The sequence below is a fragment of the Aeromicrobium sp. 50.2.37 genome (assembly GCF_024655735.1).
Taxonomy (GTDB): domain Bacteria; phylum Actinomycetota; class Actinomycetes; order Propionibacteriales; family Nocardioidaceae; genus Aeromicrobium.
The window spans coordinates 33,447-57,200 of sequence record NZ_JANLGG010000012.1; the positions used below are offsets into that span (position 1 = coordinate 33,447).

Genomic DNA, 23,754 nt, shown 5'->3' on the forward strand with positions numbered 1-23,754 from the left:
GATGACCGTGCACGATCACGACCGGTCCGACGACGGAGCCAGCATCGACGAAGGAGGAGCGCCCATGAAGGTCGTCGTGGTGGGAGCCGGCTACGCCGGGCTCGCGGCCGCGCTCGAACTCGCGGACGCGGGCATCGACGTGGAGGTCCTCGAGGCGGCCGACCGAGTCGGGGGTCGGGTGTGGTCGCGCGAGCACGACTCCGTCGTGATCGACCACGGGGGCCAGTGGGTCGGGCCCACCCAGACCGAGCTGCTCGGCCTGGCCGCCCGCTTCGGCTGCGAGACCTTCCGGTCGTACGACGAGGGCAGGCACGTCGAGCTCTGGCCCGGCGGCGTCGCGGAGCCGTTCACCTCGGACGAGCACGTCGACGGGTTCGGGGCGGCGGAGTACGCCGGCGCCGAGGCCCGGCTCGACGCGATGGCGGGGACGATCGACCTCGACGACCCGCTCGGCACGCCCGAGCTGTCCGACTGGGACGCGACGACCTTCGAGAGCTGGATCCGCGACGAGATCTCCGACGAGCAGGCGCGCGACCGGATGCGTCTGGTGCTCCGCGGCGTGTGGGCCTGCGAGCCGCGCGACGTCTCGCTGTTCCACGTCCTGTTCTACATCCGGTCCGCCGGTGGGCTCGGCCAGCTGCTGGGCACCCTCGACTGCGCCCAGGACAGCCGCTTCGTCGACGGCGCCCAGGCCCCGGCGCGGGCCGTGGCGGCACACCTGGACGACCGGGTGCGGCTCGGCCTCCGGGTCCGGGGGATCGCGCACGGGCCCGACGGGGTGACGGTGCGGACCTCGGACGGCGACATCGTGGCCGACCGGGTGGTCGTCACCGGGAGCACCGCGGCGCAAGCCCGGATCGTCTTCGACCCGCCACTGCCGGCCGCGCGCCGCCGCTGGGTCGCACGCAGCCCCATGGGCGACGTCGCCAAGGTGCACGCCGTCTACCCGACGCCGTTCTGGCGCGAGGCGGGTCTCTCGGGCCAGCTGGTCGCCTACGACGGATCGCCCGTCTCGTACACGTTCGACAACTCGCCGCCCGACGGATCGCGCGGCGTCATCGCCGCCTTCGTCTACGGCGACGCCTACCGTGCCTGGGCACGGCTGGGGGAGCCCGAGCGTCGCGCCGCGATCCTGGCGCCGCTCGTGGCCGCCCTCGGCCCTGAGGCCGGACGGCCCGACGACGTCCTCGCAACGTGCTGGCCCGACGACGAGCTCGCCGAAGGCGCGTACGCGGCCGTCCCGACGCCCGGGACCTGGATCGAGCACGGCGCGAACGGCTGGCGCTCGCCCGCCGGGCGCGTGTCCTTCGCCGGCACCGAGCAGTCCGCTCGGTGGAACGGCTACATCGACGGGGCCATCCGGTCCGGCCGCGAGGCGGCCCGGGCCATCATGCAGGCGACGCGACCTCGGCCGCACCGCCTCGACCACGAGGAGACGACGTGACCGACACGGGACGAACGAACGAGCCCGAGGGGGCCGAGCTGGAGCGCCGGCTCGAGATCCTCGAGGGTCCGCGAGCCGACGAGATGCTCCAGGACGACCTGCCCGTCAGCGACGTCGTGTGGCTGCTCGTGGTCGGCGTCGTGGTCTCCGCCCTCCTGCTCTGGTGGGCTCTGTGAGCACCACGACCGGCCGGCCGGGCGACGCGACCACGGGTGAGGACGCCACCCTCAGCGACCTGCCACTCGTGCGGTCGGAGCGGATCTGGGGCTTCTGGCAGTACACGTGGGTCAACGTCGGCCTCGCGATCGCCACGTGGGCGTTCCTGCAGGGCGCGGCCGTGGCCTACTACGTGGGCGTCCGCGAGGCGATCGCGAGCATCGTGGTCGGGTACGCGGTCAGCATCCTGCTGGTGTCGCTGGCGCCTGTCCTGCCGTGCGCGAAGTACGGCATCGAGCAGTTCATCCTCCTGCGGAGCGTGTTCGGCACGAACGGCGCGCGGGTCGTGATGGTGGCCGTCTCCACCATCTTCGCGGCGGCCTGGGCGGCCGTCCTCGCGATCATGCTCGGCCACGGCGTCGTCAACCTCCTGAACCGGGTGTTCGGGGCGTCGATGGGACACGCCGGACCTGCAGTGACCGTCGCTGCGATGGTCGCGATCGTGGTGGCGTGGGCGATCCTCGCCCGCGGTCCGGTCTCGGTCGAGCGGGTGAGTGCGGTGGTGGCGCCCGTGCTCATCGTCGTGCTGGTGGGGATGGTCGTCATCATCCTCACGCGCACGCCGTGGTCGACGATCTCGGAGCTCCCGTCCCTCGGACAGGAGCCGGACCGTCGCACGAACTTCATGCTCGCCATCGAGCTCGGCATCGCCGGCGGCTTCGCCTGGTGGCCGAACCTCGGGAACCTGGCGCGCCTGAGCACCGGTCCCCGTGCGGCCTTCTGGCCGAACTGGCTGGGGGTGTTCCTCGCGTCGGTGCTGGCCGCGGTCGTGGGCGTGCTGGCCGCCCTCAGCCTGCAGAGCACCGAGCCGACCGACTGGATGATCCCGCTCGGCGGCGTGGTCCTGGGCTCGATCGCCCTCGTGGCCATCGGCCTGGCCAACCTCACCGCCATCCTGTCCCAGGGGTACGGCTCGATGGTGGCGCTGCGCTCGGGGGGCGGGCGCTTCTTCAAGGCGTTGCCGTGGCCGGTCATGGGCCTCGCGATCCTCGGCCCGGCCGCCGTGCTGGTGTGCTTCCCGGCCACCGTCTACGACAACTACGGACGCTTCCTGTCCTGGGGTGCCATCGTCGTGGCGCCGCTGTGCGGCGTGCAGATCGTCGACTACTTCGTCCTGCGACGCACCCGCATCGACGTGCGGGAGCTGTACCGCCCGGTGGGGGAGTCGGTCTACGGCTACTGGGGCGGCGTCAACGTCATGGCCTTCGTCGCCGTGGTCGCCGGCGCGCTCACCTACAGTGCGCTCCTGCACCCGATCGACTACGTCCCGAGCGCGCTGTTCGTCTACACGACCGCCTCCGTGCCGTCGTTCCTCGTCGCGGCATCGGTGCACTACGTGCTCGCTCGGTGGGTCAGTCGTCCCCTGGGCATGGGCGGCTACCCGGTGGTCACGCGGAAGCCTGCCGTCCGGGGCCGGTAACCAGGAGCGCCGGCGCCGCGGCGGGGGTGTGGTGACCTGGGTCGACAGGTCGTCCCTCAGCCTCCGTCGCGGCCGCTCCGCCGCTCGACCAGCACCGTGTCGCGCCACCGCCCCGCGTACGGGCCGACCGAGGCCCGACCGATCCGCTCGCGCGTGCCGACGACGCGGAAGCCGTGGGCGGCGTGCAGCCGGAGGCTCGCCTCGTTCTCGGGGAACACGTTCGACTGGATGGTCCAGACGCCGGCCGCCTCGGTCGAGGTGACGAGGGCGCCGAGCAGCAGGCCGCCGATGCCGAGGCCCCGCGCCGACGCCGCGACGTACACCGAGTGCTCGACCACGCCCGCGTACACGGAGCGGGTGGAGACGGGTGAGCAGGCGACCCAGCCCACCACCTCGCCGTCGCCACGCAGGGCCACGTGCCGATGGCCGGGCAGGCGGGAGGCGTCGAAGTCCCGCCACGAGGGGGGCTGGGTCTCGAACGTCGCGCTGCCGGCCGCGATGCCCTCGGCGTAGATGGTCTCGACCTGCGGCCAGTGGCGGTCCGTCAGGGGGACCAGCGTGGTCTCCGAGCGTTGCACGGGGGAGGCGGGTCAGACGGTCGCGTCGACGTCGGCGTCGGCGAGGACGCCGGCCACGCGCGCGAGGGCACCCGGCACGAGCGAGTAGTAGGCCCACGTGCCGCGCTGCTCGCGTGCCAGCAGGCCCGCCTCCACCAGCACCTTGAGGTGGTGCGAGACGGTGGGCTGGCTCAGCCCGACCGGCTCGGTGATGTCGCAGACGCAGGCCTCGCCGCCCTCGTGGGCGGCCACGAGCGACAGCAGTCGCACCCGCGTCGGGTCACCCAGGGCCTTGAACGTGCGGGCCAGCTCGACGGCCTCGTCACGCTCGATGGGCGCCGACGTCAGCGGCGTTCCACAGCCGCTCGGCGGCGCGGGGACGGTCTGGGCCATGAGGCGAGTATGCCCCAGCGGCGGTGACCCCGGGCCCGTCCGCGCGGACCCTCGGCGCGTTCACCCGATGTTCACCGCCGTGGCCCGCCCCGAGCCTGACAACGCCGCGGACCGACCGCTACGGTGATCTGTACATAGACAGACGTCGATGCAGGTTCGACTGCGTCGGACGCCGACCCGAGGAGCAACGAGTGGACCGCACGGCGATGGAGAACGCGTCGACCGACGAGGACGTGATCGCGAGGCTGTCGAGGCTCGACCGCTTCCTTCCGGTGTGGATCGTCCTGGCAATGGTCGTCGGCCTGGTGCTCGGCCGCACGATCGACGGTCTCGACGAGGCCCTCGAGTCGGTCTCGATCGGCTCGGTCTCGCTGCCGATCGCGATCGGCCTGCTCGTGATGATGTACCCGGTGCTGGCGAAGGTCCGCTACGACGAGACGTCGCGCGTGACCGGCGACAAGCGGCTCCTGGTGGCCTCCCTCGTCCTCAACTGGCTCGTCGGCCCGGCCCTCATGTTCGCCCTCGCCTGGCTGATGCTCCCCGACCTCCCCGAGTTCCGGACGGGCCTCATCATCGTCGGCCTCGCCCGGTGCATCGCGATGGTGCTGATCTGGAACGACCTGGCGTGCGGCGACCGCGAGGCCGCAGCCGTGCTGGTCGCCGTCAACTCCGTCTTCCAGGTGTTCGCCTTCGCGGCCCTCGGCTGGTTCTACCTGCAGACCCTGCCGGGATGGCTCGGCCTCGAGACGACGTCGGCGGAGTTCTCGATCTGGTCGATCACCGTCAGCGTGCTCGTCTTCCTCGGCATCCCACTCGTCGCGGGCTGGGCCACGCGCACGATCGGCGAACGGACGAAGGGTCGCGACTGGTACGAGTCGACCTTCCTGCCGCGGATCGGCCCCTGGGCCCTCTACGGCCTGCTGTTCACGATCGTCGTGCTGTTCGCCCTCCAGGGCGAGGCCATCACGAGCCGACCGCTCGACGTCGTGCGCATCGCCCTGCCGCTGCTGGCGTACTTCGCGATCACCTTCGCCCTCGGCATGGTGCTGGGCCACGCGCTGCGTCTCGGGTATGCCAAGACCGCGACCCTCGCCTTCACCGCCGCCGGCAACAACTTCGAGCTGGCGATCGCCGTGGCCATCGGCACCTTCGGGGTCACGTCGGGCCAGGCCCTCGCCGGTGTCGTCGGTCCTCTCATCGAGGTCCCTGTGCTCGTCGGTCTCGTCTACGTCGCCCTCTGGACGCGCCGCTTCTTCTCCTCCCAGGACGTGACCCGATGAACGAGACCACCCAGGCGGCCATCTCCGACGACCTGGCCTACGCCTTCGACGGCACCTTCACCCCCGACGTCGTCACCGCCGCGGTCGCGCAGGCCCGGGAGGCGCTCGAGCCGCACGCGACGGTGCAGACCTACCTGCCGATCCTGGTGCGCCGCTACGCCACCGAGCTGCTGGCCGCGCGGGCCCAGGCCGACGGCGTCAGCAGCAGAGGTGTCCCCGAGCTGCTCTTCGTCTGCGTGCACAACGCGGGCCGCTCGCAGATGGCCGCGGCGATCGCCGAGCACCTGGCCCCGGGTCGGGTGCACGTGCGCTCGGCCGGATCGGCCCCCACCGGCGAGCTGAACCCGCAGGCGATCGCCGTGCTCGCGGAGCGCGGCATCGACCTGAGCACCGCCTACCCCAAGCCGCTGACCGACACGGTGCTGCGCGCCGCCGACGTGGTCGTGACCATGGGCTGCGGCGACACCTGCCCGGTCCTGCCCGGGAAGCGGTACCTCGACTGGGACGTCGCCGACCCCGACGGTGCCACCCTCGACGCGGTCAGGGACGTCCGCGACGACCTGCAGCGCCGCATCATCGCGCTCCTGCGCGACCTCGACCTCTGACCTCCGAAGGAGACCAGCCATGACCGACCAGACCCCGACCGGCGGCACCCGCCCCAGCGTCCTGTTCGTCTGCGTCCACAACGCCGGACGCTCCCAGATGGCTGCCGGCTTCCTGACGCATCTCGCCGCGGACCGCATCGACGTGCTGTCAGCCGGCTCGATGCCCGGCGACGCGATCAACCCGGTCGCCGTGGAGGCGATGGCCGAGGTCGGCATCGACATCGCGGGCGAGCAGCCGAAGAAGCTGACCGACTCGGCCGTCGAGGCCTCCGACGTCGTCATCACGATGGGCTGCGGCGACGAGTGCCCCTACGTCCCGGGCAAGCGCTACGAGGACTGGGTGCTCGAGGATCCCGCCGGCCAGGGCATCGAGGCCGTGCGACCCATCCGTGACGAGATCCGCGGCCGGGTCGAGGCGCTGATCGCCTCCCTCACCTGACCATCCATTGACATCCATCGATGAATGGGTAGGGTCCGTACATCGGCGTTTGTCGATGGATCGTCGAAGGAGCGCACATGAGCACCGCACCGTCTGACCTGCCCGTCGCCGTCGTGGGCGCCGGCCCCATCGGGCTGGCCGCCGCTGCGCACCTGCGGAGCCGCGGCGTCGAGCACGTGGTGCTCGAGGCCGGCGACGGCCCCGGTGCTGCGGTCGCCGAGTGGGGCCACGTGCGGCTGTTCTCGCCCTGGCGCGAGCTGGTCGACCCGGTCGCCCGCGAGCTCCTGCTGGGGCAGGGCTGGGAGCCGCCCCACCCCGACCGCTACCCGACGGGCGCGCGTTGGGTGGACGACTACCTCCGCCCGCTGGCCGAGGCGCTCGCCCCGGCCGTGCGCTATGGGACCCGGGTCACCGCCGTCGCCCGGCACGGTCGTGACCGGCTGGTCAGCTCGGGCCGGGACCGGTCGGCGTTCACCCTCCACCTGCGCACCTCTGCCGGCACCGAGCACCTGGCGGCCCGCGCCGTCGTCGACGCCACCGGCACCTGGGGCACGCCGAACCCCCTGGGCGGCGACGGCGTGGTCGCCCTCGGCGAGCGCGAGAGCGCCGACCGCATCGGCTACCGCGTGCCCGACCTCGACCAGGCGGTCCAGCGCACCTGGTTCGCGGGGAGGCACGTGGTCGTCGCAGGAACCGGAGCCTCCGCCAAGGGCGCCCTGCTGGCGCTCACCGCACTGGCCGAGAGCGAGCCCGGCACGACGATCACCTGGCTCGTGCGGCGCAGTCGTGTGGGTGCGGCCTTCGCGGGGTCGGGCCAGGACGAGCTGCCCCAGCGCGGCGCCCTCGGGCAGCTGGCCCGGGCCGCCGTCGAACGTGGCCCCGTCACCACCCGCACCGGCTTCCGCACCGCCGAGGTCCGGCGACGCGACGACGACCGCCTCGACCTCGTCTCCTTCGACGGGCAGGTCGTGGAGGGCGTCGACGAGGTCGTCGCCCTCACCGGGTTCCGCCCCGACCTCGGGTGGACCGACGAGCTGCGCCTCGACCTCGACCCCGTGCTGCAGGCGCCGCGCGCCCTCGCCCCGCTCATCGACCCCAACGAGCACTCGTGCGGCACGGTCTACCCGCACGGCGTGGCCGAGCTGACCCAGCCCGAGGTCGGGTACTACCCGGTCGGCATGAAGTCCTACGGCCGCGCCACGTCGTTCCTCGCGCTCACCGGCTTCGAGCAGACCCGTTCCGTCGCGGCGGCGCTCGCCGGCGACCACGAGGCGGCGGCGCGCGTCGAGCTGACGCTCCCCGACACCGGGGTGTGCGGGGGTGCGGGCACCTTCGACGACGAGCCGGCCGATGGTGGTGGCTGTTGCGGAGCACCTGCGGTCGAGGTGCTCAGCATCGGCGGCGTCGGGACGCGCTGACGCGTCTCACCGTCGCCGCGCGCCGTCCACGTCGCCCGGGCGGTGGCTGCGCACTCAGTGGATGCGGTCGCGCCAGTCCTCGGGCACACGGTCGGCCGGACCAGGGGCGGCCTGGTCGCCGGGGTGCGACTGCGGGTCGGCCAGCCGGGGACCTCTCGCCGCGGTCTCGGACGCGTAGTCCCAGAACCAGTCCTCGCCGGGCTCGAAGCTCTGCACGACCGGGTGCCCGGACTCGCGGAAGTGGGCCGTGGCGTGCTGGGCGGGAGAGCTGTCGCAGCACCCCACGTGGCCGCACTGCGCACAGCGCCGCAGGTGCACCCACCACCCGTCAGGCTCCGCGAGGCACTCCACGCACCCGGTGCCCGAGGGCGTGACCGTGACGTCGATCGACGAGTTCTCGGTGCCGGGAGTCTCTGTCATGTCGCCACGGTAGTCCGGTCCGGCGCGACCCGCGAGGGTCCGACGACCCGTCCTCGACCCCACCGCGTGCGTGCGCCGCCGCGCGCTGGGAGGGTGGGGCCATGACCACTCCCGACGTCGCCGTCATCGGCGGTTCCGGCTTCTACACGTTCCTCGACGACCCCGAGCAGGTCGAGGTCGACACCCCCTACGGCGCGCCGTCGGCGCCGATCTCGGTCGGCCAGGTGGGCGACCGGACGGTCGCCTTCCTGCCACGACACGGTGCCGACCACCGCTTCCCGGCGCACCAGGTCCCGTACCGCGCGAACCTCTGGGCGCTGCGCTCGTTGGGTGTCCGCCAGGTGCTCGCCCCCTGCGCCGTCGGCGGCCTCCGCCCCGAGCTGGGTCCGGGAAGCTTCGTGGTCCCCGACCAGCTGGTCGACCGCACGACCGCGCGCACCCAGACGTACTACGACACGGGCGCCGTGCACGTCTCCTTCGCCGATCCCTACTGCGACCGCCTGCGCGGCCACCTGCTCGAGGGCCTGGCCGACCACGACCCCACCGACGGCGGCGCGATGGTCGTCATCGAGGGCCCGCGGTTCTCCACGCGCGCCGAGTCGCGCTGGTACGCCGAGAACGGCTGGGCCGTCATCAACATGACCGGCCACCCCGAGGCGATCCTGGCTCGTGAGCTGGCGCTCTGCTACGCCACCGTGGCACTGGTCACCGACCACGACGCGGGGGTCGACGCGAGTGACTCCGTGAGCATGGAAGCGGTGTTCGAGGTCTTCCGCGAGCACACCGACACCCTCAAGTCGACGATCGCCGGGGTCGTCGGGGCGATCGGAGAGCGCGACTGCGCGTGTGCATCGGCCGTGGACGGCATGAGCCTGCCCTTCGAGCTGCCGTGAAGGTCCTGCTGACCGGCGCGGCCGGGTTCATCGGGTCACGCATCGCGCTGCGGCTGGTCGAGCGCGGTCACGACGTCGTCGCGCTCGACGCCTACCTGCCGATGGCGCACGGACCGGGTGCCCGCGACTCCGCCCCGGCCGACGTGCACCAGCTGGACCTGCGGACCGACGACCTCGACGCCGTGCTGGCCGACATCGACGTCGTGTGCCACCAGGCGGCCATGGTCGGCAACGGCGTGGACGCCCAGGACCTGCCCGGCTACGCCGAGCACAACGACCTCGGCACGGCCCGACTGCTCGCCGCCATGGCCCGCGCCGGGGTCCAGGACCTCGTCCTCGCCTCGTCGATGGTCGTCTACGGCGACGGTCGCTACGACTGCCCCGACCACGGCGACGTGCCGCCCGCGGTGCGCCGCGAGGACGACCTGGCAGCCGGCCGCTTCGAGCCGCGCTGCCCGGTGTGTGGCGGTGACGTGACGTGGCGCCGGGTCACCGAGGACGCGCCCATCCGACCCCGCACGTCGTACGCGGCGTCCAAGATCGCCCAGGAGTACTTCGCCGACGCGTGGTGCACGCTGCAGTCCGGTCACGCCGTCGCCCTGCGCTACCACAACGTCTACGGCCCGGGGATGCCCGCGGACACCCCGTACTCGGGTGTCGCGGCGATCTTCCGGTCCGCGCTCGAGCGGGGCGAGGCGCCGCGCGTGTTCGAGGACGGCGCCCAGGTGCGCGACTTCGTGCACGTCGACGACGTGGCCCTGGCCAACGCGCTGGCCGTCGAGCAGGTGGCACAGCACCCGGTGGGCGTGACGGCCTACAACGTGGCGTCGGGCCGACCGTTCACCATCGGCGAGATGGCGCAGGTGCTCTCGCGCGCCGTCGACGGGCCGGAGCCGCAGGTCACGGGCGACGCGCGGGTCTTCGACGTCCGGCACGTGCTCGCCTCGCCCGACAAGGCCGCCGAGGGTCTCGGCTTCCGCGCCGAGATCGCGCCCGAGGACGGCATCGCCCGCCTGGCCACCGATCCCCTGCGCCGCCGCTGAGGGTCCATGCCCCCGTCTCGGACACCTGCGGGGCATCCGCGGGCTCCGAACCGCCCCGCAACTGTCCGAGACGGGGGGACGCCTCGGCGCTCACCAGCGGGTGATGAGCAGGGTCTGGGCGAGGAGGGCGAGGACCAGCTGGGAGGCGAGGAGGGGGCGTTGCCAGCGGTCCGGCAGGAGCGCGGGGATCGTGACGACCCAGATCGTGAACGGCAGCCAGATCCGCTCGACCTCGGCCTTGCTCATGCCCGACAGGGTGGCCGCGACGATCGTGGCCACGCCCGCGGCGGCCAGCACGGCGAGCGGGACACGACGGCGAGCGGCGTCGGCGGCGGCCGGGAACGCGGCCCACACGGCGAGACCCGCGGTGAAGGTCCAGGCCGCCAGGTTGGCCCAGACCCAGTACCCGTAGGCGCGCTCGGACGCGATGCCCTCGTAGTAGCGCTCGCGCAGCACCGGGTAGGCCTCCCACCAGTGGAACCCGTACGCCGAGAAGGCCGCCGTCACGACGAGGGCCCCGCCGACGGCCCACGGCAGCACCCGCCAACCCGCGCGCGGCCCGGCCGGAGCGCGGCTGTTCGCCAGCCACAGGACCGCCAGTGCGAGGATGCCGAGCAGCACGAGCCCGTACGACAGGAACACGCACCAACCGAGCAGCAGTCCCGCCCCGACGCCGAGCGCCCAGGACCGGGGTCCGACGGCCACTGCCGCCCGGGCGAGCAGGTACAGGCCCCAGGCCCCGACCGCGGCGAAGTAGTAGTCGGCGCTGACCCCCGCCCACACGACCAGCGGCGCCAGGGCGAGCCAGGGCGCAGCGCGCCGGGCCAGGTCGCGGTTGCCGAGCAGGTCGAGGGTCAGCAGCACCGCCGCCACCGACGTGGCACCGATCGTCACGACGACCATGGCGACCCAGAAGGGGTCGTCGATCCCGACGCGGTCGAGCGCGACGAACGACAGCAGCGCCCCCGGAGGGTGCCCGGCGACGTGCGTGTGCCAGTTGTCGACCGCTGCCGACGGGATGCGCTCGACGAAGTCGTGCAGCGCGGCGGGGACGTCGCGGACCTCCGTCGCGTCGTGCAGGTACTCGCTCGTGCGCCCGTACACGCGGCTGAAGCCGTAGCGCCCGTCGCTGAGCCCGAGCGCGCACGTCCAGAGCCACGACGAGACGGTCGCGAGGACCACGACGACGCGCCACGGGAGCTCACGGCACACCCACGGCAGCGCCGACCAGAGCAGCACGGCCGTCGCGATGGCGACCAGGAGGAGCGGGTCGAACCGCGGGCCCCAGAAGGCGTGGAGCGGGGGCCAGTGCACGCGCACGTCGTCGGAGAGGACGGCCGGGACCACCATCGCGGCGATCACCAGCACGAGGCCGACCAGTGCCGAGAGCACGGCCGTGCGGGGGCGGGCCTGCATGGCGTCACGGTATCCGGCCAACCCAGGAGGCGCATGACCGTGCGGCGAGAGAGGGCGGTCACGCACCCCTTGACGTGCGCGCAGGCCCCGCGCGGCTTAAGTTCGGGGGATGCAGGATCACCTCGGGGCGTGCGACGTCGTGATCCCGTGCCGCGACGAGGCCGCGGCCTTGCCCCTCGTGCTGCGTGACCTGCCCGCCGGACTCCGCCCGATCGTGGTCGACAACGGCTCGACCGACGGCACCGCCGACGTGGCCCGCGAGCTCGGCGCGCGGGTCGTGCACGAGGCCCGCCCCGGCTACGGCGCCGCGGTCCACGCCGGCATCGAGGCCGCCACCGCCGAGTACGTCGGCGTGATCGACGGCGACGACTCGATGCGGCTCGTGGATCTGCTCCCCCTGCTCGACGCCGTGCGTGACGGCGGCGTGACCATGGCGGTGGGCCGACGTCGCCCCGTCGCCCGCGGCGTGTGGCCCTGGCACGCCCGCGCCGGCACGTTGGCGCTGGCCACCTGGATCCGCCGGTCCAGCGGCTTCGGCATCCACGACCTCGCACCGATGCGGGTGTGCCGCCGTCAGGACCTGCTCGACCTCGACGTGCGCGACCGACGCTTCGGCTACCCGCTCGAGCTGATGGTCAAGGCCTCGCGCGCCGGCTGGACCGTCCGCGAGCTCGACATCGACTACCGCCCGCGCGCCGCCGGCACCCGCTCGAAGGTCTCCGGCTCGGTCAAGGGCACCGCGCGCGTGGTGCAGGACTTCGCGAAGGTGCTGCGATGAACGCCGGATCGATCGTTACCGTGCTGCTCGTCGTGGCCAAGGCGCCCGTGCCGGGCCTCGCCAAGACGCGGCTCGGCCGTGTGGCGGGCCCGCAGCGGGCCGCCGACGTGGCCGCCGCGGCCCTCCTCGACACCCTCGACGCCGTCTCGTCCGCCCACGACGTGACCGGCTGGCCGGTCGTGGTCGCGATGACCGGCGACCTCGAGCAGGCCGCGCGGTCGCGAGCCGTCCAGGACGCACTGGCCCGCGTGACCGTGGTGCCGCAGCGGGGCGACGACTTCGGTGCGCGCCTCGCCCACGCCCACGCCGACGCCGCGGCCGTGCTGTCGACCACCGGGTCCGCACCGGGCACGGTGCAGATCGGCATGGACACGCCCCAGGTCACCTCCGACGACCTGGTCACCGCGGGCGAGCTCGTCCGCGACGGGACGCAGGTGCTGGGCCCGGCCGAGGACGGTGGCTGGTGGCTGCTCGGTCTGCCCGACCCCGCGCGGGCCGAGGCGCTGCGCGCCGTGCCGATGTCGCGTGACGACACCGGCGCCCGGACGGTCGAGGCGCTGGGCGGCGACGTGCACCTGCTCCGCCCGCTGCTCGACGTCGACGAGTGGCCCGACGCGCAGCGCGTGGCCGCCGACGTGACCGGCTCGCGGTTCGCCGCGGCCGTCGCCCGCTGCGCGGAGGCGGTGGCATGACGCTCGACGACTCGCTGTTCGACCCGGTGTTCACGTCCGGTGACTCGCACTTCGTCGACGACGACGGTGCCGAGGAGCGCCTGGCCGTCCACCGCTGGGCCGCCGACGCCGACGCCGCCGACCTGACGCTGTTCGTCGACCCGTGCGTCGGTCCCACGCTCGACCTCGGGTGCGGCCCGGGTCGGCTCGTCCAGGCGCTGCTGGCGCGCGGGCTCGACGCGCTCGGCGTCGACAGCTCACGCTCGGCCATCGGGCTGGCCCGCGCGCGGGGCTCCCTCGTCCTGCGCCGTGACCTGTTCGAGCGGCTGCCCGGGGAGGGTGGCTGGCAGCACGCGCTGCTGGCCGACGGGAACATCGGCATCGGCGGCCGCCCCGACCGGCTGCTGCGGCGCGTCGGCGAGCTCGTCGCGCCGGGCGGCACCGTGCTGATGGAGGTCGAGGAGCACGGAGGAATCCTGCAGGAGTCGCGCCGGCTGCGCGTCGACGGCACCCTCGGCGAGCCGTTCCCGTGGGCCGTCGTCGGTCTGGACGCCGTCCCCTGGCTCGCCCAGCGGGCGCACCTGCAGCACACGCGCACGCTGAGCGCCGACGGCCGCTGGGTGGCCGAGCTGCAACGACCCCTCGGCTCCTGACGACGCCGCACGTCTGCTCGCCCCGTCCGGGACCGGGCGCCTCGGTCGCCCACGCTCCCGCGATGGGTTACGTTGCTGCCGTGCTGCTGAGCGACCGCGACATCCTGGCCGAGATCGATGCGGGACGCGTGGGTCTGGACCCGCTCGAGCGCTCCATGATCCAGCCGTCGAGCATCGACGTGCGGCTCGACAAGTTCTTCCGGGTGTTCGACAACCACAAGTACCCGCACATCGACCCGGCCGCGGACCAGAGCGACCTCACGCGCCCCGTCGAGGTCGAGGGCGACGAGACGTTCGTGCTGCACCCGGGCGAGTTCGTCCTCGGGTCCACCTACGAGCTCGTGACGCTGCCCGACGACGTCGCGGCCCGCCTCGAGGGCAAGTCGTCGCTCGGTCGGCTCGGCCTGCTGACCCACTCCACGGCCGGCTTCATCGACCCCGGCTTCTCGGGCCACGTGACGCTCGAGCTGGCCAACGTCGCCACGTTGCCGATCAAGCTCTACCCGGGCATGAAGATCGGCCAGCTCTGCTTCTTCCGGCTGTCGTCGGCGGCCGAGAACCCGTACGGATCGGCGAAGTACGGGTCCCGCTACCAGGGCCAGCGCGGACCGACGGCCTCGCGGTCCCACGCCAACTTCCACCAGACGCGCATCTAGAGCCGAGGGCGATCACGATGTCCCTACCCCTCTCGATCAGCACCGAGGTCTCCGAGGCGCTGTCGGCCGGGCGTCCGGTCGTGGCCCTGGAGTCGACGATCATCTCCCACGGCCTGCCCCGACCCGACAACCTCGTGGCCGCGCGACGGTTCGAGCAGATGCTGCGCGATCGCGGCGTGGTCCCGGCCACCATCGCGGTGCTGGACGGCCAGCTGAAGGCCGGTCTGACCGACGCCGAGCTGGAGCGGATCGCCTCCGAGGACGTCGCGAAGGTGAGCATGCGCGACCTGCCCGTGGTGCTGGCTCGGGGTGGCAGCGGTGCCACGACGGTGGCAGCGACGTCGTTCGTCGCCGACCACGCGGGCATCCGGGTCTTCGCCACCGGCGGCCTGGGCGGGGTGCACCGAGGGGCCAGCACCACCTTCGACGAGTCCAACGACCTGAAGGCGCTCTCGGAGGTGCCGATCACGGTCGTCTCCGCGGGCGTGAAGTCGGTCCTCGACATCGGCGCGACGCTGGAGCGGATGGAGTCCCTCGGAGTCACGGTGCTCGGCTACGGCACGCAGGAGTTCCCGAGCTTCTGGCTGCGGTCGTCCGGTGAGCCGCTGGACTGGACGGTGCCCGACGGCAGCGCCGTGGCCGCCGTCATGGAGTCACGCGAGCAGCTGGAGCTCTGCAGCGCGATCGTCGTGGCCAACCCGCTCCCCGCCGACGACCAGCTCGACCCCGACCTGCACGACCGGGTGCTCGCCGAGGCGCTGCGCCGCTGCGAGGAGAAGGGCATCGAGGGCAAGGAGGTCACCCCCTTCCTGCTCTCGACCATCGTCGAGCTCACCGACGGGGAGAGCCTGGCGGTGAACCTGCGGATCGTCGAGAACAACATCAGGGTGGCCGCCGAGATCGCCTCGGCCTGGGCCGCGCTGTAGTCCATGACGATCCTGGTCGTCGGCGACGTGGTCGACGACATCAGCGTGCAGCCGCTCGCCGAGGTCACCCCGGCCAGCGACACGCCTGCGACCATCCGGATGGCCCCCGGTGGCTCGGCGGCCAACGTCGCGGCGTGGCTGGGCAGCCTCGGCGTCCCCACCCGGTTCGTGGGCCGGGTCGGCGCCGACGCGGTGGAGCGCCACGCGGCGGCCCTGCAGGCGCACGGGGTGGACGCCCGCCTGGTGGCCGACCCCGAGCTGCCGACGGCCACGATCCTGCTGCAGCTCGACGAGGTCGGCGAGCGGACGATGTTCGTCGACCGGGGTGCGAACACCCGGCTGCAGGCGGCCGACGTCCCGCCCGAGGCCTGGGACGGCGTGACCTGGCTGCACCTCACCGGCTACTCGTTCTTCGACGAGGGCACCCGGTCGATGGCCCTCGGGCTCGTGGCCCAGGCGAGGGCGCGAGGCGCGGGGGTCAGCATCGACCCCAGCACGGTGTCGTTCCTGCGGGCGTGCGGCGGGACGACGTTCCTCGACTGGGTCGACGGCGCCGACCTCGCGTTCCCCAACATCGACGAGGCGCGCGTCCTCGTCGACGCGCGCGGGCCGCAGATCGACCTCGACGCCCTGGCGGGCCGCTTCGGGGCCGTGGTGGTGACGCTCGGCTCGATGGGGGCGGCCTTCATCGGGTCCGTCGACGGCGCACCCGTGCGCGAGCAGCTGACCGCTCCCCGGACGTCGGTCGTGGACACGACGGGGGCGGGCGACGCCTTCGCGGCCGGGTTCCTGTCGGTGTGGGTGCGTCGTCACGACCCGGTGCCGGCCCTGGAGGCCGGCCGGTCGGCCGCGGAGCGGTGCATCGCCGCGCTGGGGGCTCGCCCCCTCGGGTGAGGGCACCCGACGTGAACTTGTCCGAAAGGTGCGGAATCAGTAGTCCTATTGGGCCATTTATTGCGGTTCCGTGACAAACCTTCGAGAATCGCTGGCCAGAACGCGGGTGGTTGAGGTTTCATCGAACTGTGGGACCGCCCAGGGATCGGCCTCACGAGGGAGGGGACCATGTCGCTCGCGCCGGCTCGACGCCGCCACGTCCGGGGACCGCGCTCGCGCCCCGGTCGGCGGCGGGCGATCGTCGAGGGGACCGAGCACGTGGCCGCCCCCGGTCACCGCGTGTACGTGGTGGCCTACTACCGATCGCCCGAGGACGCCCGCGACTTCCGGGGCGGCGTGGTCACGACGTTCGCCGACCACGACGCTGCCCCGGACCGGGTGACCGTGGCGGCGCCGGGCCCCGGTGACTGGTTCGTCAGCATCCTCGAGCGTTCCCCCGCTGTCTCCGGCTACACCTTCGTCGCCGGCGCCGACGGCGTGCCGCTCGTCGCGCGTTGAGCGTCGCTCGCCACGACTCGCCCTGACCCGTGTGCCCTGCGGTGTCATCCTGTCCGGGTGACAGGACAGCGCCTCTCGTGGCGGCAGGACCCGCGTTCGCGTGCCGTCCTCGCGGTCAGCGTGCTGCTGGGGCTGCTGGGCGTGCTCATGGCGTGGATCGTGATCGCCCCGGAGTCCACCGGCACGGTCTTCCCCGACCGGGGTTCGGCGACCTCCGGCGAGACCCGCACGGCACCCGGGGGCGGGTCGTACGCGTTCCTGCAGACGCAGGCCGATGGTGAGACGCCGGTGGCCTACGACCCGTGCACGCCCGTGCGGATCGTCGTCAACGAGCGCCGCGCCCCCGACGACGCCGACGAGGTGCTCCGACGGGCCGTGGCGGAGGTCGAGGACGCCAGCGGGCTCGACCTGCAGGTCGTCGGCACGACCACCGACGCGCCGCTCGCCCACGAGGACGACCCCGAGGACGGGGACGGCTGGCGGCCGGTGCAGATCAGCTGGACCGACGCCGACGAGGTCGCCGAGCTGGAGGGTCGCGTGGGCGGTCTCGGCGGCAGCACCTGGGTCGAGCGGGACGACCGCCGCACCTACGTGACCGGCGAGATCATGCTCGACGCCCCCGACCTGGTGCGCCGCGGGAACGGTGGCGACGTCGCGACCGGGGTGCTCATGCACGAGCTGGCCCACGTGCTCGGTCTCGACCACGTCGACGACCTCGGTGAGCTCATGCACCCGAGCAGCCCGCGCGACGCCTGGGGCCCGGGTGACCGGGTGGGACTCGCCGCGCTGGGATCCGTCGACTGCGGCTGAGCTGCTCAGACGAGCGGCAGCATCAGCACCTGGTTCGTCGATCCGGTCGTGATCGTCACCGGCGCCGAGACGAGGCCGCCGCGATAGTTGACCGAGCCGCCGGCGACGACGAGGCGGAGGGCGTGGCCCTTCTCGAAGCGGTGCGCGATCCCGGGGAGGGTCACGGTGAACGGCTTCCCGGCGTCGGGCACCCGCACCGGCGCGACGAGGTCGCGCACCACGGTGCCCTTGCCGTCGGGGCCGACGTCGAGGACCTTGACGAAGACCACGACCTTGCCGGCGTCGAGGGCCTGCGTGAGGGCCGCGGTGGGCGCCGTGACGGACAGGTCGAGCGTGGGGGAGCCCACGACGGTGAGCGGTGCCGAGAGGGCGGGGGTGGTCCAGCTCGCGGACGTCCCGGGCAGGTCCAGCTCCGGCAGGGCGATCGGCAGCTGTGAGCCGACGACATCGATCGTGCCGAGGGAGGTGGGTGCCCCGGCGGGGCCGGTGAGCAGGGTCTGCGACCCCTTCGCCACAGCGGCCCTCGAGCGGGTGAGGGCTGTGCCGGAGAGGTAGAACGGGGTGCGTGAGCCGACGGGGAACGTCGAGCTGGTCGCGTACGCCGGACGGGCGTTGCCGGTGTACGAGACCCAGTCGCGGAAGTAGGAGAACAGCGGCCCGGTGTCGGTCCTCTGGCCCTTGAGGTAGTGGTCGAACCAGGCGCTGAGGCGTGCGGTGAGGTGCTGGCCGGAGATGCTGGGAGCGTCGAAGTCGATCTCGCCGGGCGCGTTGGGGCCCGAGTGGCCGCCGTTGATCCACACGAGCTTGGTGGGCACCTTCTGCTTCCGGAGCGCCTGGAAGGTGGCGGTGCCCTCGTTGAGGTTGAACAGCGTGTCGGACTGACCCTGCAGCAGGAGCGTGGGGATGCGCACCTGCTTTACGAAGCTCGCCACGGAGCGCTTGCGCAGCTCCTGGACGGTGCCCGGGTCGAGCGTCCCGGTGACGCCGGCGGTGACCACGGCCGGGCACACGAACGCCACGAAGTTCGGGCAGCCCGCGATGCGGGAGGGGTCCTGCGGTGCGCCGGTGAAGCCGTCGAGCGCGCCCTTGCCGACGAAGCCGAGCGCCCAGACGAGCTTGGCGGCACCGGGGGTGGCCGAGCTGACGCCCGTCTGCGAGGTGTTGTTGGGCGAGAGGGAGTAGCTGAGGTCGTTCCACGTGGCGCCGGGGACGATCGTGTCGAGGCGCGGGTCGATGGCCGCGGTGGCGAACTGGATGCCGCCGCCGTAGGAGATGCCGACCATGCCCACGCGGGGGTCGTTCCGCGAGACCTTCCCGAGGTGGTTCCTCGCGTCGCGCTTCACGACCGTCAGGGCGGAAGCCTTCTTCGTGAGGCCGGCGTCGAGGTAGGCCGTCCCGGTGGCGCCGCCGAGGTAGCCGATGATCTGGCTGGCGGCCTTGCCGTCGACCGCGGGGTCGTCGAGCGAGATCGGGCAGCCCGAGCCGCCGAACCCCAACCCGGAGTAGCTGATGACGGCGTAGCCGCGCGAGGCGAAGAGCTTGCCGAGACCGGCCTGGTCGTCCTTGGACCCGCCGAACCCGTTGGTCGTGAGGATGGCCGGCACCGGCTTCCTCGCCGTGGCGGTGCGGGGCAGGTACTGGTCGGCCACGATCGTGCACTGCTGGTCGTTCTTCTCGCCCACGGTCACGCGGAACCACAGCGAGGTGACCGTGTACGGCGCGGCGGCAGCCGTGGCGGTGGGAGCGGCGGCCAGCCCGGCCACGACGAGGACGGCGGACAGGACGGTCAGGACGGCTCGACGCACGGTGGCTCCTCGACTGGTACGCGGGTACAGGTTGCAACGAGCAACCGTGAGGTGGGTCACGGGGACGAAGGTCCTGACTCGGGGCTGCCAAGGCTGGCGCCGGCGGGGGTAGCGTCGACGCATGCTCACGCAGATCGGTGACGGGGTGCACCTCTCCGGTGGCACGGACGTCAACTGGGTGCTGGTGCAGGACGGTGACGCCCTGACGGTCGTCGACACCGGCTACCCGGGGGACGCGGACCGCCTGGACGCGTCGGTGCGGGAGCTCGGTCTCGCGCCGGGCGACGTCACGGCCGTGCTGGTGACGCACGCGCACGTCGACCACGTCGGCAGCGTGGCGCGCTGGTGGGAGCAGCACGGGGTGCCGGTGCTGATGCACGGCGACGAGGTGCCGAACGCGACGGGGGAGCGGGTCGAGTCGGCCACCACGCTCGACGTCGCACGTCGGGCCTGGCGTCCGCGGACGGCACTGTGGGCGGCCCGGATCTCCCGGCTGGGCGCGACGGCGCACCCCACCTTCGGCCACGCCCGCGCGTGGGCCGACGGTGTGCCGCTCGACGTGCCGGGCGTCCCGGTCCCGGTGCACACGCCGGGCCACACCAGCGGCCACGCGGCGTACCTGTTCCCCGCGGCCGGCGTGCTGGTCACCGGCGACGCCCTGGTGACGGGCCACGCGATCTCACGTCGGCGTGGCCCCCAGCAGCTGCCCGGCTTCTTCACCGCCGACGGCGTGCAGGCGGAACGCTCGCTGGAGCGCCTGCGCGACCTCGACGCCGACACCGTCGCCCCCGGCCACGGCCCGCCCTGGCAAGGCTCCCTGGGCGACGCCGTCGACCAGGCCCTCTCCCGCCGGCCCTGACGCGTCAGAGGTAGGTAGGGCACCGAATCGGCACGTCGGAGGTAGGGAGGGCACCGAATCGGCGCGTCAGAGGTAGGAGGGGCACCTCCGAGACGCCGATTCCGTACCTCTCCTACCTCTGACGGCCGCGGGTGGTCGTCGAGACGACGAGAGGGCGCCCGCGTGGTGCGGGCGCCCTCTCGGCCGGGATCGGTCGTGCGTCAGGCCTTGGGCTCGTCCCCGCCCTGGGCCTCCTCGTCCTTGGCCGCGTCCGTGGCCGCGGTCGAGACGTCCGTGCCCGACGGGTTCGCGTCGCTCAGCGGCGCGACGTCGTCGGACTCCGGGTCGGCGTTCGGCGCGTCCTCGACGGCGACGACCTCCGACGGGGCTTCGGTCGATCCTGCCGAGTCGCCGTCGGTGTCGGCCTTGGCCTCCACGTCGGTGGCGTCGGCCTCCTCCTCGCGCGCGTCGCCGTCGACGGGCTCGTCCTCGGCGGGTGCGGGCTCGTCGGCGGTGGCCGGGGTGGCCTCGTCGTCGTCCCCAGCGCCATCGTTCGGGACGGTCTCGACCTCGGGGTCGGTGGTGTCGCCGGGCTCGGGCTCCGGGTCGGGCTCGGGCGCGCCGTCGGACGAGCTGGTGGTCTCGGCCTTCGACTCGTCCCCACCCTCCTCGGCCTTGTCGTCGGTGGCGGGCTTGGCCGGCTGCGGGGGAGCGTCGACCTGGACGGGCTCGTCCTTCTCGGTCTCGGACTCCCCACCGTCGGTGTCGGCCTTGGCCTGGACGTCGCCTGCGGCGTCGGGCTCCTCGTCGCGCGCGTCGCCGTCGACGGGCTCGTCCTCGGCGGGTGCGGGCTCGTCGGCGGTGGCCGGGGTGGCCTCGTCGTCGGAGTCGTCACCCCCAGCGCCATCGTTCGGGACGGTCTCGACCTCCGGGTCGGTGGTGTCGCCGGGCTCGGGCTCCGGGTCGGGCTCGGGCGCTCCGTCGGACGACGTGGACGCGTCGACCTCGTCCGCACCCGGAGCCTCACCGGCATCGCCGGAGGTGTCCGCGGCGCGACCCTTCTCGTCCACGTCCATGTTGTGCTTGGCGGCGACCTCGGCGTCCTCCTCGCGCGACGTCGTGGCGGGCTCGTCCTGCGGCTCGTCGTCGGGGACGTCGGTCGCCTCGGGCTCCTCGTGGGCGTCCGCGGCGGGCGCGGCGTCCTCGGTGTCGCTGATCGAGGCGTCGTCGGCCTTGTCGGTCGCGTCGGGCTCGGCGTCCGTGGCCTGGTCGGAGGACCCGGCCGCCGCGGCCGCGGCGGTGGCCGCCTCGGCCTCGTCGACGACGTCGGCGGACTCCTCGGCCGTCGGCTCGGGAGCCCGCTTCACGGCGGCGAGCAGCATCTGCGCGACGTCGAGGACCTCGACCTCCTCGCGGGCCTCACCGGCCGCCTGCTGGGCGGTCAGGCCGTCCGACAGCATGACGCGGCAGAACGGGCAGCCCACGGCGATCTGGTCGGCACCGGTGGCCACGGCCTCCTGGGTGCGGTTCACGTTGATCCGCGACCCGAGGTTCTCCTCCATCCACATGCGGGCGCCACCGGCGCCGCAGCAGAAGGAGCGCTCGGAGTTGCGCGGCATCTCGGCGAACTTGGCGCCGGGGATGACGCTGAGCAGCTCGCGCGGCGCCTCGTAGACCTGGTTGTGACGGCCGAGGAAGCAGGGGTCGTGGTAGGTGATCGTCTTCTCGGGCCCCGCCGCAGCGGCACCGGCCTTGCCGGCCACCGGCGTCAGCCTGCCCTCGCGCACGAGGCGGTTGAGCAGCTGGGTGTGGTGCACGACCTCGAGCTCGACGCCGAACTCGGCGTACTCGTTCTTGAGCGAGTTGAAGCAGTGGGCGCAGGTGGAGACGACCTTCTTGGCCTTGGTCTCCTTGAGCACCTCGGCGTTCTCCATGGCCAGCTGCATGAAGACGATCTCGTTGCCGGCCCGACGCGCGGGGTCGCCGGTGCAGGTCTCTCCGTCACCGAGGACGGCGAAGTCGACGCCGGCGGTGTTCAGCAGCTCGGCGACGGCCTGGGTGGTCTTCTTGGCGCGGTCCTCGAAGGCGCCGGCGCAGCCGACCCAGAACAGCCACTCGACCTCGTCGAGGCTCTCCACGTCGACACCGACCTGCTTGACCTCGAAGTCGAGGTCCTTGGCCCAGTCCATGCGGTGCTTGGGGTTCATGCCCCACGGGTTCCCCTTGCGCTCCAGGCCCTTGAAGATGTTGTTGAGCTCGGCGGGGAAGTTGGACTCCACCAGCACCTGGAACCGGCGCATGTCGTCGATGTGGTCGACGTGCTCGATGTCGACGGGGCACTGCTGCACGCACGCGCCGCAGTTGGTGCACGACCACAGGACGTCGGGGTCGATGACGCCGTACATCTCCTCGTCGCCGATGAGCGGACGCTCGACCTCCTTCTGCTGCTCCTCGGTGCGCTCGTCCTCGGGGATCGCGAGGGCGGGGATCTTGGCGTAGGCGTGCTCGCGCAGGCCCATGACCAGCAGCTTGGGGCTGAGCGGCTTCTCGGTGTTCCAGGCGGGGCACTGGCTCTGGCAGCGACCGCACTCGGTGCAGGTCGTGAAGTCGAGCAGACCCTTCCAGGAGAAGTCCTCGACCTTGCCGACGCCGAGCTTCTCGAAGTCCTCCTCCTCGAGGTCCTCCATGGCCTCCATGTCGAGGGCCTTGCCGTTGATGCGGATGGGCTCGAGGCCACCGAGGGCCGTGCCGCCGTCGGACTCGCGCTTGAACCAGATGTTCGGCCAGGCGGTGAAGCGGTGCCAGGCGATGCCCATCGTCAGGTTGGTGGAGATGACGAGCAGCCAGATCATCGCCGACGTCACCTTGATCATCGCGATGACGACGATGATGTTCTCGAGGGTGTCGATGTTCTCGGCGCCGGTCGGGTAGAGGTTGCCGAAGAACTGGGCGATCGGGAAGTGGAAGCCGGTGGCGTACTCGGCGTCCTCGCCGCCGCGGGCCTGCAGCAGGTTGTACTCGGCGCCGCGGATGAACAGGATCGCGGCACTCTCGAGGAAGACCATGAACTCGACGAAGTAGGCCTGGCCCATCCGCGAGCCGAAGAACCGGCTCTGGCGCTGGAGGCGCTTGGGGTGCTTGACCTGTCGGTAGACCGCCAGCGGGATGATCGCGAGCGCGCCGAGCAGGCCGATGGCCTCGCTGATCCACTCGTAGAGGAAGAAGTGGCCGATGATCGGCCAGACGAACTCCGGGTCGAACAGCTGGAAGAACGCCTGGGCGACGGCCGTCGCGAGCACCAGGAACGCGAGGTAGACGAACCAGTGCAGGGCACCGATCCAGCTCCACTGGAGCATGCGCGTGTGGAGGAACGTCTCCTTGAGCATGTTCACCGTGCGCGCAGCGGGGTCGTCCGTGCGGCCGGGTGCCGGGCCACCGGCACGGATGACGGCGGTCATCCGGCGCACGGCGACGACCGTGACGGGGATCGTGATGGCCGTGACGGCCAACGAGACGATGATCGCGACGAGCTGCATGGAGCCTCAATCCTTGGGGCGACGACCGTGACAGTGGGGCTGACAGTAGCCCCTCGCGGGCGGGCCCGCGGGGTAAGGCCACCCAAAGGCCCTGCAGGTCTGCGGTCGGTTACCGGTGGGTAGGTAGAGGCTATCCCGGGCGGCG

General features: G+C 72.7%; 24 protein-coding genes. 18 read left to right on the forward strand and 6 right to left on the reverse strand.

Annotated elements, in window-relative coordinates:
• Position 1 precedes the first annotated feature (1 nt).
• From NUV38_RS08115 to NUV38_RS08125, 3 genes are read left to right on the forward strand one after another with little or no spacing between them, the layout of a single operon-like run.
• Positions 2-1,444, forward strand: a complete 1,443-nt coding sequence (locus tag NUV38_RS08115) for an FAD-dependent oxidoreductase (RefSeq protein ID WP_257728640.1) — start codon at positions 2-4, stop codon at positions 1,442-1,444.
• Entirely contained in the window at positions 1,441-1,620 is a 180-nt protein-coding gene (locus NUV38_RS08120; protein ID WP_257728641.1) for a hypothetical protein, read from the forward strand. Before NUV38_RS08115 ends, NUV38_RS08120 begins: the two co-directional genes overlap by 4 nt.
• Positions 1,617-3,080 (forward strand): cytosine permease, encoded by a 1,464-nt coding sequence (locus tag NUV38_RS08125; RefSeq protein ID WP_257728642.1) that lies wholly within the window; start codon positions 1,617-1,619, stop codon positions 3,078-3,080. The genes NUV38_RS08120 and NUV38_RS08125 overlap by 4 nt, the downstream gene beginning before the upstream one ends.
• Positions 3,081-3,136: 56 nt before the next feature.
• Here the strand turns inward: NUV38_RS08125 and NUV38_RS08130 are convergent, their stop codons facing one another.
• Together NUV38_RS08130 and NUV38_RS08135 are read right to left on the reverse strand one after the other, a co-directional pair.
• The gene (locus NUV38_RS08130; RefSeq protein WP_257728643.1) at positions 3,137-3,658 is read right to left on the reverse strand and encodes a GNAT family N-acetyltransferase; all 522 of its coding nucleotides are present in this window, start codon (positions 3,656-3,658) and stop codon (positions 3,137-3,139) included.
• Positions 3,659-3,670: 12 nt separating this feature from the next.
• Complete coding sequence (locus NUV38_RS08135) at positions 3,671-4,030, reverse strand: helix-turn-helix transcriptional regulator (protein WP_055962702.1); 360 nt, start codon at positions 4,028-4,030, stop codon at positions 3,671-3,673.
• Positions 4,031-4,236: 206 nt separating this feature from the next.
• Between NUV38_RS08135 and arsB the strand changes: the two genes are divergently transcribed.
• The 4 genes from arsB (at position 4,237) to NUV38_RS08155 (ending at position 7,772) form a co-directional block, all read left to right on the forward strand.
• On the forward strand, positions 4,237-5,310 hold the full coding sequence (gene arsB, locus NUV38_RS08140; RefSeq protein WP_257728700.1) for an ACR3 family arsenite efflux transporter: 1,074 nt from the start codon (positions 4,237-4,239) through the stop codon (positions 5,308-5,310).
• On the forward strand, positions 5,307-5,915 hold the full coding sequence (locus tag NUV38_RS08145) for an arsenate reductase ArsC (RefSeq protein WP_257728644.1): 609 nt from the start codon (positions 5,307-5,309) through the stop codon (positions 5,913-5,915). The genes arsB and NUV38_RS08145 overlap by 4 nt, the downstream gene beginning before the upstream one ends.
• Positions 5,916-5,934: 19 nt before the next feature.
• Positions 5,935-6,354, forward strand: a complete 420-nt coding sequence (locus NUV38_RS08150) for an arsenate reductase ArsC (protein ID WP_257728645.1) — start codon at positions 5,935-5,937, stop codon at positions 6,352-6,354.
• 77 nt (positions 6,355-6,431) lie between these two features.
• Complete coding sequence (locus tag NUV38_RS08155; protein ID WP_257728646.1) at positions 6,432-7,772, forward strand: NAD(P)-binding domain-containing protein; 1,341 nt, start codon at positions 6,432-6,434, stop codon at positions 7,770-7,772.
• Between the two features lie 54 nt (positions 7,773-7,826).
• Here NUV38_RS08155 and NUV38_RS08160 read toward each other — a convergent pair whose 3' ends face one another.
• Positions 7,827-8,192 (reverse strand): UBP-type zinc finger domain-containing protein, encoded by a 366-nt coding sequence (locus NUV38_RS08160; protein ID WP_257728647.1) that lies wholly within the window; start codon positions 8,190-8,192, stop codon positions 7,827-7,829.
• A gap of 101 nt (positions 8,193-8,293) precedes the next feature.
• On the opposite strand from NUV38_RS08160, the gene NUV38_RS08165 reads away from it, so the two are divergent.
• Both NUV38_RS08165 and NUV38_RS08170 read left to right on the forward strand, forming a co-directional pair.
• A complete protein-coding gene (locus tag NUV38_RS08165) occupies positions 8,294-9,085 on the forward strand; it encodes an S-methyl-5'-thioadenosine phosphorylase (protein WP_257728648.1) in 792 nt (263 codons plus the stop codon).
• Entirely contained in the window at positions 9,082-10,128 is a 1,047-nt protein-coding gene (locus tag NUV38_RS08170) for an NAD-dependent epimerase/dehydratase family protein (protein ID WP_257728649.1), read from the forward strand. The genes NUV38_RS08165 and NUV38_RS08170 overlap by 4 nt, the downstream gene beginning before the upstream one ends.
• Positions 10,129-10,218: 90 nt before the next feature.
• On the opposite strand, the gene NUV38_RS08175 is transcribed toward NUV38_RS08170, so the two are convergent.
• Entirely contained in the window at positions 10,219-11,544 is a 1,326-nt protein-coding gene (locus NUV38_RS08175) for a hypothetical protein (RefSeq protein ID WP_257728650.1), read from the reverse strand.
• A gap of 109 nt (positions 11,545-11,653) precedes the next feature.
• On the opposite strand from NUV38_RS08175, the gene NUV38_RS08180 reads away from it, so the two are divergent.
• The 8 genes from NUV38_RS08180 to NUV38_RS08215 all read left to right on the forward strand — a co-directional run bounded on the left by NUV38_RS08180 (position 11,654) and on the right by NUV38_RS08215 (position 17,430).
• Positions 11,654-12,322 (forward strand): glycosyltransferase family 2 protein, encoded by a 669-nt coding sequence (locus NUV38_RS08180; protein ID WP_257728651.1) that lies wholly within the window; start codon positions 11,654-11,656, stop codon positions 12,320-12,322.
• A complete protein-coding gene (locus tag NUV38_RS08185; RefSeq protein WP_257728652.1) occupies positions 12,319-13,014 on the forward strand; it encodes a DUF2064 domain-containing protein in 696 nt (231 codons plus the stop codon). The genes NUV38_RS08180 and NUV38_RS08185 overlap by 4 nt, the downstream gene beginning before the upstream one ends.
• Positions 13,011-13,646, forward strand: a complete 636-nt coding sequence (locus tag NUV38_RS08190) for a class I SAM-dependent methyltransferase (RefSeq protein ID WP_257728653.1) — start codon at positions 13,011-13,013, stop codon at positions 13,644-13,646. Before NUV38_RS08185 ends, NUV38_RS08190 begins: the two co-directional genes overlap by 4 nt.
• A gap of 80 nt (positions 13,647-13,726) precedes the next feature.
• Positions 13,727-14,302, forward strand: coding sequence for a dCTP deaminase (gene dcd, locus NUV38_RS08195; protein WP_055962728.1), 576 nt, complete (start codon positions 13,727-13,729; stop codon positions 14,300-14,302).
• Positions 14,303-14,319: 17 nt separating this feature from the next.
• Entirely contained in the window at positions 14,320-15,228 is a 909-nt protein-coding gene (locus NUV38_RS08200) for a pseudouridine-5'-phosphate glycosidase (protein WP_257728654.1), read from the forward strand.
• A 3-nt stretch (positions 15,229-15,231) separates the two neighbouring features.
• Positions 15,232-16,122 (forward strand): carbohydrate kinase family protein, encoded by an 891-nt coding sequence (locus tag NUV38_RS08205; RefSeq protein WP_257728655.1) that lies wholly within the window; start codon positions 15,232-15,234, stop codon positions 16,120-16,122.
• Positions 16,123-16,290: 168 nt separating this feature from the next.
• Positions 16,291-16,620 (forward strand): hypothetical protein, encoded by a 330-nt coding sequence (locus NUV38_RS08210; protein ID WP_257728656.1) that lies wholly within the window; start codon positions 16,291-16,293, stop codon positions 16,618-16,620.
• Between the two features lie 57 nt (positions 16,621-16,677).
• Positions 16,678-17,430, forward strand: a complete 753-nt coding sequence (locus NUV38_RS08215) for a M10 family metallopeptidase domain-containing protein (RefSeq protein WP_257728657.1) — start codon at positions 16,678-16,680, stop codon at positions 17,428-17,430.
• 5 nt (positions 17,431-17,435) lie between these two features.
• Here NUV38_RS08215 and NUV38_RS08220 read toward each other — a convergent pair whose 3' ends face one another.
• Entirely contained in the window at positions 17,436-19,235 is a 1,800-nt protein-coding gene (locus NUV38_RS08220) for a CocE/NonD family hydrolase (protein WP_257728658.1), read from the reverse strand.
• 121 nt (positions 19,236-19,356) lie between these two features.
• Between NUV38_RS08220 and NUV38_RS08225 the strand changes: the two genes are divergently transcribed.
• On the forward strand, positions 19,357-20,094 hold the full coding sequence (locus tag NUV38_RS08225) for an MBL fold metallo-hydrolase (protein ID WP_257728659.1): 738 nt from the start codon (positions 19,357-19,359) through the stop codon (positions 20,092-20,094).
• A 200-nt stretch (positions 20,095-20,294) separates the two neighbouring features.
• On the opposite strand, the gene NUV38_RS08230 is transcribed toward NUV38_RS08225, so the two are convergent.
• Positions 20,295-23,609: a heterodisulfide reductase-related iron-sulfur binding cluster gene (locus NUV38_RS08230; protein WP_257728660.1), complete on the reverse strand. Its 3,315-nt coding sequence runs from the start codon at positions 23,607-23,609 to the stop codon at positions 20,295-20,297.
• Positions 23,610-23,754: the final 145 nt, after the last annotated feature.